General features: G+C 31.8%; 9 protein-coding genes and 1 tRNA gene (1 of these 10 only partly in view). 3 read left to right on the forward strand and 7 right to left on the reverse strand.

The genetic code is table 11. The features are described from left to right. Nucleotides 1-812: 812 nt before the first annotated feature. A complete protein-coding gene (locus D1815_RS23645) occupies nucleotides 813-962 on the forward strand; it encodes a hypothetical protein (protein WP_155839642.1) in 150 nt (49 codons plus the stop codon). Between the two features lie 68 nt (nucleotides 963-1,030). Continuing rightward, a complete protein-coding gene (locus tag D1815_RS12505; protein WP_118387325.1) occupies nucleotides 1,031-3,178 on the forward strand; it encodes a prolyl oligopeptidase family serine peptidase in 2,148 nt (715 codons plus the stop codon). 119 nt (nucleotides 3,179-3,297) lie between these two features. Here the strand turns inward: D1815_RS12505 and D1815_RS12510 are convergent. The 7 genes from D1815_RS12510 to D1815_RS12540 form a co-directional block, all read right to left on the reverse strand. Further along, nucleotides 3,298-3,375 (reverse strand) — tRNA-Val (locus tag D1815_RS12510). 85 nt (nucleotides 3,376-3,460) lie between these two features. Beyond that, nucleotides 3,461-4,678, reverse strand: a complete 1,218-nt coding sequence (locus tag D1815_RS12515; protein WP_118387327.1) for a folylpolyglutamate synthase/dihydrofolate synthase family protein — start codon at nucleotides 4,676-4,678, stop codon at nucleotides 3,461-3,463. Nucleotides 4,679-4,786: 108 nt separating this feature from the next. Then, a complete protein-coding gene (locus D1815_RS12520) occupies nucleotides 4,787-5,674 on the reverse strand; it encodes an energy transducer TonB (protein WP_118387329.1) in 888 nt (295 codons plus the stop codon). 3 nt (nucleotides 5,675-5,677) lie between these two features. Beyond that, the gene (locus D1815_RS12525) at nucleotides 5,678-6,070 is read right to left on the reverse strand and encodes a biopolymer transporter ExbD (protein ID WP_027392691.1); all 393 of its coding nucleotides are present in this window, start codon (nucleotides 6,068-6,070) and stop codon (nucleotides 5,678-5,680) included. Between the two features lies 1 nt (nucleotide 6,071). Continuing rightward, on the reverse strand, nucleotides 6,072-6,773 hold the full coding sequence (locus tag D1815_RS12530) for a MotA/TolQ/ExbB proton channel family protein (RefSeq protein WP_369899286.1): 702 nt from the start codon (nucleotides 6,771-6,773) through the stop codon (nucleotides 6,072-6,074). A 71-nt stretch (nucleotides 6,774-6,844) separates the two neighbouring features. Beyond that, nucleotides 6,845-8,317 (reverse strand): sodium/proton antiporter NhaB, encoded by a 1,473-nt coding sequence (gene nhaB, locus D1815_RS12535; RefSeq protein ID WP_027392693.1) that lies wholly within the window; start codon nucleotides 8,315-8,317, stop codon nucleotides 6,845-6,847. 27 nt (nucleotides 8,318-8,344) lie between these two features. Then, nucleotides 8,345-9,571 (reverse strand): Glu/Leu/Phe/Val dehydrogenase dimerization domain-containing protein, encoded by a 1,227-nt coding sequence (locus D1815_RS12540; RefSeq protein WP_118387333.1) that lies wholly within the window; start codon nucleotides 9,569-9,571, stop codon nucleotides 8,345-8,347. Nucleotides 9,572-10,013: 442 nt separating this feature from the next. Here D1815_RS12540 and D1815_RS12545 point away from each other — a divergent pair, with 442 nt between their 5' ends. Beyond that, nucleotides 10,014-10,497 carry the 5' portion of an acyl-CoA dehydrogenase gene (locus tag D1815_RS12545; protein ID WP_027392695.1) on the forward strand. Its footprint extends 659 nt past the window's final position, so 484 of the gene's 1,143 nt are visible here — the first part of the coding sequence; the start codon lies at nucleotides 10,014-10,016; the stop codon falls past the right edge of the window.

The following is a 10,497-nucleotide window of genomic DNA, read 5'->3' on the forward strand; positions in this document are numbered from 1 at the left end:
AAAAAAAAATCTTGGAATTCTAAAAATTATTATCTCAGTTTATTAGATAAATAAGATTACTTTATATGTCAACATTAAATAATTAATTTTAAAAAATTTCAACACTAAAAAGGTCAACAAATTTAAAGATATAAAACAAACTTTCTCTGAACTAACCAAAATTATTAAAATGGAAGTAATTTTAAGTGAGAATCCTCTCAAAGCGCATAATTATGTATAGATTCATTATAAACGTATCTTCACCATTTTAAGAAAAGTTCTACTTCCATTTACTTTCATCCATTTCTATTTATAAATATTAGATTATTTTTTATGTTATCAGCGCACATCAATTAACGATTTAAATATCCTAGAATCTATACATATAAAACCCATACTCATTTTTCGTAATCTAGTAAGAATTTTTAATAAATACTTTATTTTTTCATTTTTAAAAATAAAATTCGATACTTAACTCAAAAAACGTCTTATTAAAGTGATTACAAATATTATATAAACTTCAATATTTCGATTTTTTTCTTAGTTAATTTTACAAAAAAAGAAACTCTCCTGTTACTTTTCATATAAAAACTAGAATAAATAAAAATAAAGAGTAAAAAATAACGATTTAGGTATTAAACACATAAAAAGCTAAAAAACAACCACTTAACTCTTTAATTTTCTTCAACGAAGACTCCGAATTCTTGAAATCCGGACACCGAATTCCTGAAATCAAGTTGCTACTCCTTTTTTTATAATGCAATAGCCTAACGTATCTCATACATTTGCTACATCATTAAATCATAAAACAATAAAATTTAAAACTCTACAACATGAAAAAAATGCAGAACTCAGAGAACGTAAACAAGCTTACTTTAGACAAATTTAAAATCGCTAAGCTTGATAATTTAATTAGTATTAAAGGAGGAGCATTATTAAATTTAGACGAGAATGATTCTGAAGATGATACTTGGGGAAGCTAAAAAGAAAACAAAGTATTTATTATCGTATAAAGGGAAGCAGAACTTCCCTTTATACTAATTTTTTTTATATGAAAATTAAGTTATTTATTATATGCGTTTTACTTATGAGTTGTCAAACTAAAAAAGATATACTACCTGAAAAAATTGTGGTAGATAAATATCATGGACAACTTATTGAAGATCCTTACCGATATTTAGAAAATTTGGAAGATCCCAAAGTAAAACAATGGATTGATCAACAAAACGATGTCTCAAATAATTTTCTACAAACTATAAATAAAAGACAAGAATTAGTTAATAAACAGATACAATTCGATAATAAAAAATCATTCACCATTTCTAAACTTAAGGTTACAAAAAATAACAAATATTTTTATTTAAAAAGGTCATCAAAAGATAATATTCCCAAACTATACTATAGAGAGTCGTATGAAGCTCAAGAAATAATGTTATATAACCCTAAGGATTACAAATCAAATGTCGACTCCGAATTTGTTATAAACTATATTGCACCCAATTGGGATGGAACTAAAATTGTTATTAGTCTAACCAAAATGGGTAAGGAAATTTCTGACCTAATTATTTATGACATACTTTCCAAGACTATCAGCCCTGAGATCATAAGTAATGTATGGCCTACAAGCTCTGGAGGAATACATTGGTTGCCAGATAACTCTGGATTTATGTATTTACAATACATAAACTCAGATCCAAAATCCAAACAATTTTCATTAAACACAAAATCTGTAATTTATAAACTTGGAGCTGATCCAAAACAATTAAAAGAACTATTTTCCAAGAGTCATAATCCAAAATTAAATCTTAAAGAACAAGAAACACCAATTATATCATTCAATGATAAAAGTAATAAATACATTATTGGAAAAGTAAGGGGAAATAAAAGTTACTACGATGCTTATTCTTTAAAAATAAGCGAATTGGATGGCAAAAATTGGAAAACTCTCTTTAAAACATCTGACAAGATTAAAAGCTATATAGTTAAAGGAGACTCTTTAATTTACATAACTTCTAAAAATGCTCCTAATTTCAAAATATGTAGTACCTCTATACTTAATCCCGATTTCGAAAACCCTAAAACATTAGTAAAAGAAAAAAGAGATTTAGTTATTACAGATTTTAGTTTTACTAGTGAAGGACTATATTTCGTAACTAGTAAAAATGGTATAAAAGCTAGTTTATTCAAGCTTGAAAATAATTCTCAAAAAGAGATAACCTTACCAAAGATTTACGGCAATATAAGCCTGAATTCAAGAGGATTAGATTATCCTGAACTTTGGATTAATGCTAGTGGTTGGACCACAGATAATAAACGATTTGAATATTTTAACGAACGACTGGTAGATAAAGACATAAATACAGCATTAGAAGATCAGCGATTCAAAGACATAATTGTCGAAGAAATTGAAGTAACAGCTCACGATGGAGAAAAGATTCCTCTTTCATTATTTTATAATAAAAATATAAATAAAAAAGGAAAAAACAGAGTCCTGATGGATGGTTATGGAGCTTATGGAAGATCAATGAAACCATCTTTTCAAATTAGAAGATTATTATGGGTGCTGGAAGGCGGAGTTTATGCTGTAGCACATGTAAGAGGAGGAGGAGAAAAAGGAGATGCCTGGCATAAAGGAGGTAAAAAACTAACAAAACCTAATACTTGGAAAGATTTTATAGCTTGCGCAGAATATTTAATTCATAATGATATTACAACTAAAAACAAATTAGCAATATGGAGTGGTAGCGCAGGAGGAATAATGATTGGAAGAGCGATCACAGAGCGTCCTGATTTATTTAAAGCAGGAATTATAGAATTTGGAATGTTAAATACTCTTAGGTCGGAAAATAGAGCAAACGGGGCAAAAAACATAAAAGAATATGGTACAATAAAAGATCCGGAAGAATTCAAAGCTTTATTAGAAATGGATGCATATCACAATTTAAAACAAGGTGAAAAATACCCTGCCACTTTATTAACTGCTGGTCTAAATGATCCTAGAGTACCTGCTTGGTTTTCTATTAAATTTGCTGCCCGTATACAAGCTTTTAACGCAGGTAACACCGATAACCTTTTGCTTATAGATAAAAAAGCAGGGCATGGAAAAGACGATACTAAAACTAAAGAATTTGAAAGATTTGCCAATATCATTTCTTTCGCTCTTTGGCAAACTGGACATCCAAATTATCAACCAAAATAAAACAACATAACTACCTACATTATTTATTAACTGTAATACGACATAATTATGGGTAAAACTATCTTTTTTAAATCACAAATAAGCATAAAAAAATCCATTCAAAATTGAATGGATTTTTTTGGTGGGCAATGAGGGATTCGAACCCCCGACCCCCTCGGTGTAAACGAGGTGCTCTGAACCAACTGAGCTAATTGCCCTTTTATGTTTCACAACCCTTATTCGTGATTGCGGATGCAAATATAACACAGTTTTACAGTCTACCAAAAGAATTTGAAAGAAAAATTAAATTATTTCTCCAACTACGAATGTACTACCTCCAACATAGATCAAATCCTTATTGCTAGCCTCCTGTAAAGCAGTCTTATAAGCCAACAACACAGAACTATAAGCTTTTCCTTTCAAATTAAAATTTAACGCTTCTTCCTGTAATATTTTCGCTTTTAATCCTCTTCCTATATCAGGTTTTGCAAAATAATAAATCGCGTTTACAGGAAATAAAGGTAAAACACTTTGTAAATCTTTATCGTTAACCACACCTAGAACTATATGCAAAGTATCATATTTTTCCTCTGACAACTGTTTCATTACATAAGTTAAGCCATCTTCATTATGTGCAGTATCACATATAACTTTTGGTTTTTCTCCTAATATTTGCCACCTACCTAATAGACTTGTGTTTTTTGCAACATTTGCAAACCCATTCTCCATACTCTCATTACTAATACTCCATCCTTTTTCTTTTAGAACAAGAATCGTTTGCAATACGGTTTTCATATTTTCGTCCTGATACCTGCCTTTTAGATCCGTACTAAAAACCACACCTTGGTAATCAAAAGCAAAATAGATATCACTATGGTGCTCTAAAGCCTTTTCTTCAAATACGCTCTTCGTCTCTTCAGTTGTTCTACCTACAACAATAGGCACATTGTTTTTAATAATTCCTGCCTTTTCTCTTGCAATTTCTCTTAATGTATTTCCTAAAAACTGCGTATGATCTAATCCTATATTAGTAATAACAGAAACCTCTGGTATAATAATATTTGTAGAATCCAACCTACCTCCTAAACCGACTTCGATTATTGCGATATCTACATTGGATTCAGAAAAATATTGAAAAGCCAAGCCAACGGTCATTTCAAAGAATGATAATTGATTTGCTTCAAAATACGACCTATGCTTTGAAACAAAATTCACTACATACTCTTTGCTTATAACTTTTCCATTAACACGAATTCGTTCTCTAAAATCTTTAAGGTGCGGTGAAGTATACAAACCGACTTTATATCCTGATTCTTGTAAAACAGAAGCAAGCATATGACTAGTCGATCCTTTTCCATTAGTTCCAGCTACGTGGACATTCCTGAATTTATTTTCAGGATTTTTAAGATAAGTTACTAAATTAACTGTATTTGTTAAATCAATTTTATATGCGCTTGCACCCTGACGCTGATACATTGGTAACTGTGCAAACATCCACTCTAAAGTTGCTTGATAGTCGATATTAAATTCTTTAATTATTGATTTATAAAATTTGTTCCATTTTTAAAGTTAAAAAAAGAACTTATTATTTATATGAAGAAAAGTTTAAAATTATCAATATAAATGTAGTTACTCACCTAACCCAAAAGTCACTTCTACGAAACCAATTTGCTTGACTGGAGCTTTTGGATCAGCTTTCCACTTAAAAGTAAGCGCTGTCTTCTTAGCAGGGTCTAGAAGACACTTAGCACTATTTGTAGTACCCTTAACTCCAGGAATAGCCTGAACAACTTTGCCTGATCTGTTAACGATAATTTTCACTACCACTCGTCCAGCTTCATTACACTCTTGTACTACTTTAGAATTTGTAGGTCTTCCTCTCCCGTTAAGACCATATCCAACGCCTCCTGTACCTCCGGGACCTGGTTGTCCATAATAACTAGTAGCATAAGGATTCCCATTAGGATTACCTTTATCTCCAGGCTTTCCGTCATCTCCTTCTCCTCCTTTAGCTTTGCCATCACTCTTAGGACCATTAGAAAAGCTATCTAATATATCCAAAGTCCATTTATCCGGTTTAGGGTCCGGTTTCTTTTCCTCTACTTTTTCTACTGGCTTTTCTTCAACTTTTTTTTCTGCTGGCTTATTTTTTGGTTTTTCTTTCGGTTTCTCTACCTTTTTTTGAGGTTCTTTTTTTGGTTTTTCCTCTACTACAGGAGCATCATCAATATCCTGGGTAACCACTTCTTCTGTAATCTCAGGAGTTTCAGGTTCCGGTTCGGGAACATCCGAAGCAGATTCTGGAGTTGTTTGTTTTGGAGATGATTTTATTGCCTCGGTCGGCTGAATATCTCCTGATCCAGTTAGTGTTGTTCCAAAATTAACAGCGATACCGCCTTCAGGGTCTGGATCTAACTGGCTTAATCCTAGATAAAACAATAAAAAAATAATAGCCACATGTAATATTATGGTTATTATAAAAGACTTTTTTTTATGTTTTGTATCTAGTTTCAACATAAATTATTCTGGTTTTACAGCTAAGATTACTTTAAATTTATTTCTATTTGCTATATCCATTACTCCAACAGCTTTTTCAATAGGAACTCCTTCCTCAGCTCTTAGTATAATAGTAGGCTCATTTTTACCTGACAACTTAGTTAACAAAGTAGATTCTAATCTACTCTGACTCACTCGTTCATTATCTACATAGTACTGTAACTTATTAGTAATACTAACTGATATATTTTGAACGTTAGAACTCTTACCTTTAGCCTTTGGCAATATTAAATCAAGCGCTTCAGGCGTAATTGTTGGAGATGTTAGTAAAAAGAACACCAGCAACAAAAACACAATATCCGTCATAGACGACATACTGAATTCTGGACTGACTTTATTTCTTCCTCTTAAATTCATATTAAGCAGGTTCGTTTAATAAATCAAGGAAATCCACTGTAGTTGCCTCCATTTGATGAATAACCTTATCTGTTCTTACAACTAAATGATTATATCCTATGTAAGCAACAATACCAACTACTAATCCAGCAACTGTAGTCGTCATCGCGGTATAAATACCTTCTGCCAACGATCCCATGTCTGCACTTCCTGAACTTGATGCCAAATTATGAAATGCTAAAATCATACCAATTACAGTACCTAGAAATCCTATCATCGGAGCAGCACCAGCAACCGTAGCTAAAATACTTACGTTTTTCTCCAATTTATAAACTTCTAGTCGACCTGCGTTTTCTATTGCTTTATTAATATCTTCTAAAGGATTTCCTATTCTTGAAATTCCTTTTTCGGTTAACCTAGCAACAGGATTATTAGTCTGCGCACATAAAATTTTTGCAGCTTCAATTTTACCACTTGCAACATTATCTCTAATTTGATGCATAAAACTTTCATCATATTTAGATGCTGCTTTAATTGCAAAAATTCTTTCGAAATAAATATAAACTGCTACAAATAACAAAACAAAAAGTATAGCTATAATAACTACTCCTCCTGTTCCTCCGCTAAGCAATAAATCGATAATGGACAATGTTTTTTCTTCTGCTTCCGGATCAATTTCTTTGGTATTTTGGGCAAACATACCAAACATCAATAAATGGGTCATATTTGTTCTTGTTAATTTAGTGTTAGTATACTAACGTTATTTCTATAGGTTAAGTATATTTTTAATGATTGTTATAATACATAAATTATTCCTAAAAGACCTACACCACCAAGTATGATAGTATATGGTAATGCCATTTTAACCATTCTTCCATAAGACAAACCAATAAGTGGAGCTAAAGAAGAAGTAAGTAAGAATAAGAACGCCGCTTGACCATTAGGTGTTGCAACACTAGGTAAATTTGTTCCTGTATTTATAGCAATAGCTAATTTTTCGAATTGTTCTCTTGTTATAACACCATTATCAAATGCTTGTTTTACCTCTCCGATATATACAGTCGCAACAAATACATTATCACTAATCATGGATAGCAATCCGTTAGCCACATAGAACATAGAAGGTTGTTTAGATGGATCCAGAGATAATGCCCAATCAATTATAGGTGAAAAAAGATGTTGATCATGAATCATAGCTACGATAACGAAGAAAACTACCAACAATCCTGTAAATGGAAGCGCCTCTTCAAAAGCTTTTCCTAATTGATGTTCTTCTGTAATTCCCATAAAGGCAGTTTGTATAATTATCAATGCCAAACCAATAAATCCTACAGGTGCTAAATGCAATGCTAAACCAATAATAAGAAGTATAGCCGACACTCCTTGTACTATTAATCCATATTTTGCCTTATCTGATCTATTTGCATCTTCTTGATCAGTATAATTCTCAATAATTCTTCTTGCCACTTCTGGTAACTTAGCTCCAAATCCAAACGAGGCAGTTAACTCTAGAACTACGGTAGTTAATAATCCTGCTGCTAATACCGGTAATGTAATAGGAGCCATTTTAATGAAGAATTCTATAAAATCCCATCCCATTCTTTCTCCTATTAACAGATTTTGAGGTTCTCCTACCAAAGTACATACTCCTCCTAAAGCAGTTCCCACTACACCATGCATCACTAAACTCCTTAAAAAACTTCTAAACTCTTCCAATGTTTCACCGCTAAGTTCTTTTCGATCCAGTGATCCATCCTGATCAAAATCAGAAGCGGGCATAGAATGAATTTTATGATACACTCCATAAAAACCAACAGCAACACTAATTAACACCGCCGTAACGGTTAATGCATCCAGAAAAGCTGAAAGTACTGCTGCTAGAAAAACAAACAGCATGGACAATATCATTTTTGATTTTATTTTAGTAAATACTTTACTAAAGATGTACATTAATAATGGCTTCATAAAATAAATTCCAGCCACCATAAATACCAAAAGTAATACTACTTCTAAATTCTGATCCACTTCGTGATAGGCATTCTTTGGAGTAGTAAGGTTAAGTGCTAAAATTTCTATTGCTAATAGTCCTCCTGACTGCAAGGGATAACATTTTAATGCCATCGCCAATGTAAAAATGAATTCTGCAATAAATATCCAAGACGTAATTGTCTTACCGAGGAAAAAAAACGAAAACACATTAAAGATTAGAAATCCTATCATTACGGTTTTAAACCATTTAGGACTATTACCTAGAAAATATTTAAACATAGTATATGTAATTAATTTGTATAATAATTAAACTAACTGTTTGAAAGCAATCTCAAACGCTGTTCTACTTATATTCTTATTAGAATTATTTTTATCAAATATTCTTTGTATCGCATCTCTTATTGTTAGAGATGTATCATTGAAAATTGCTTCATCTGTCATCAAAACTCTTCTCTCCATGAAATAAGCAAATACCCTTGCCATTCCACAATTAGAAATAAAATCAGGAATTAAGCTTACTTGCTCATCCGTGTACTCCATAATAGAACCAAAAAATATTTCTTTATCTGCAAAAGGTACATTTGCTCCACAAGAAATCACTTCCAAGCCAGAATTTATCATTTGCGTAATCTGATCTTTTGTAATTAATCTAGATGCAGCACAAGGAGCAAAAATTTCCGTTTGCAAAGACCATATTTTATTATTTAATTCTTCAAAAGGAATTAGTGTTTCACTATATAATTTATTTCCTTTTTTATTAAGATAAAGTTCTTTTATTTCTTCAAAAGAAAAACCATCTTCATTTATTAATCCACCAGCATGATCAATAATTCCAACAACTTTAGCTCCCATTTCTGAAAGATAATATGCCGCTGCAGACCCTACATTTCCAAAACCTTGTACAACCGCCTTTTTACCTTTTACAGTACCACTATAAATATCATAATAGTGTCTTACTGCTTCCGCTACTCCATATCCAGTAATCATATCGGCTACCGTATATTTTCTTGACACATCAGGAGAAAAAGTTGTGTTCTCCAAAACTTTTATAACTCCTTGGCGTAATTGTCCAATTCTATTTATCTTATCAGCTTCTGTTGGTTGAAAATGCCCGTTAAAAACTCCTTCTTGTGGATGCCATACTCCACAGTTCTCAGTTATAGGTATTACTTCGTGGATCTCATCAACATTTAAGTCCCCTCCTGTTCCATAATAACTCTTAAGTAATGGAGAAACTGCTTTATACCATCTCTCTAAAACTCCCTTTTTTCTTGGATCAGTTGGATCAAAATTAATACCTGACTTAGCTCCTCCTATTTCTGGGCCTGAAACTGTAAACTTAACCTCCATGGTTTTTGCCAAAGAAAGAACCTCATTCATATCCAATCCTAATCTCATTCGCGTTCCACCACCAGCGGCTCCTCCTCTTAATGAATTAATAACTGTCCATCCTTCAGCTTCCGTTTCAGAATCTTTCCAGTTAAAAACTATTTCAGGGGCTTTATTTTCGTATTTTTTTAATAATTCTTTCATTTTTTAAAACTTCAATTTATACAAATGCACTTTGACTAAAGATTTTATCTTTCCTAACTTCTAATTAAATAATCCCTCCATTACGGAGTTAGTGCTGTCTCATAAAAAGTTTTTAAATAAATTGAATAATTATCACCCAAAAGTGACTTCACAAATATAAAAAACTAAATAGGGAGAAACCTTAAATTAAAAAAAATAATAAGCCAAAATTATTTCTTGTCTTAACAGACAAATATTCCAAGAAAAATAAGACATCTAAAATGAAAAACACTATTAAATATCAATCTCTAAAAGAAATTACCAAAAAATGAAAAAAACATCAAAACTTGTGTATTATAACTTATATTTGTAGAATTAATAAAAATATCGAGTTTATCTCGATTTATTTTCATCAAAAAGTTGAATTCGCGTGTTATGCACGCACAGTAAATAAGGATCAAATATGGACTTTAAATTATCCGAAGAACAATTAATGATACGCGATGCTGCTCGTGATTTTGCTAAAGCAGAGTTATTACCAGGAGTCATTGAAAGAGACAACAAGCAAGAATTCCCTACTGAACAAGTCAAAAAAATGGGAGAGCTTGGGTTTTTAGGAATGATGGCATCACCAGAATATGGTGGTGGTGGTATGGATACACTTTCATATGTACTCGTAATGGAAGAGCTATCCAAAATAGATGCATCTTGCTCTGTAATCGTATCTGTTAATAATTCTTTGGTATGCTGGGGCCTTGATACTTATGGCACTCCAGAGCAAAAAGAAAAATATCTTAGTAAACTAACTACTGGACAATCAATAGGAGCTTTCTGTTTATCAGAACCTGAAGCTGGAAGTGATGCTACTTCACAAAAAACAACAGCAATTGATAAAGGAGACCATTATATTTTAAATGGAACTAAAAATTGGATTACTAATGGAGGTA

Source organism: Aquimarina sp. AD1, from assembly GCF_003443695.1.
Classification (GTDB): Bacteria; Bacteroidota; Bacteroidia; order Flavobacteriales; family Flavobacteriaceae; genus Aquimarina; species Aquimarina latercula.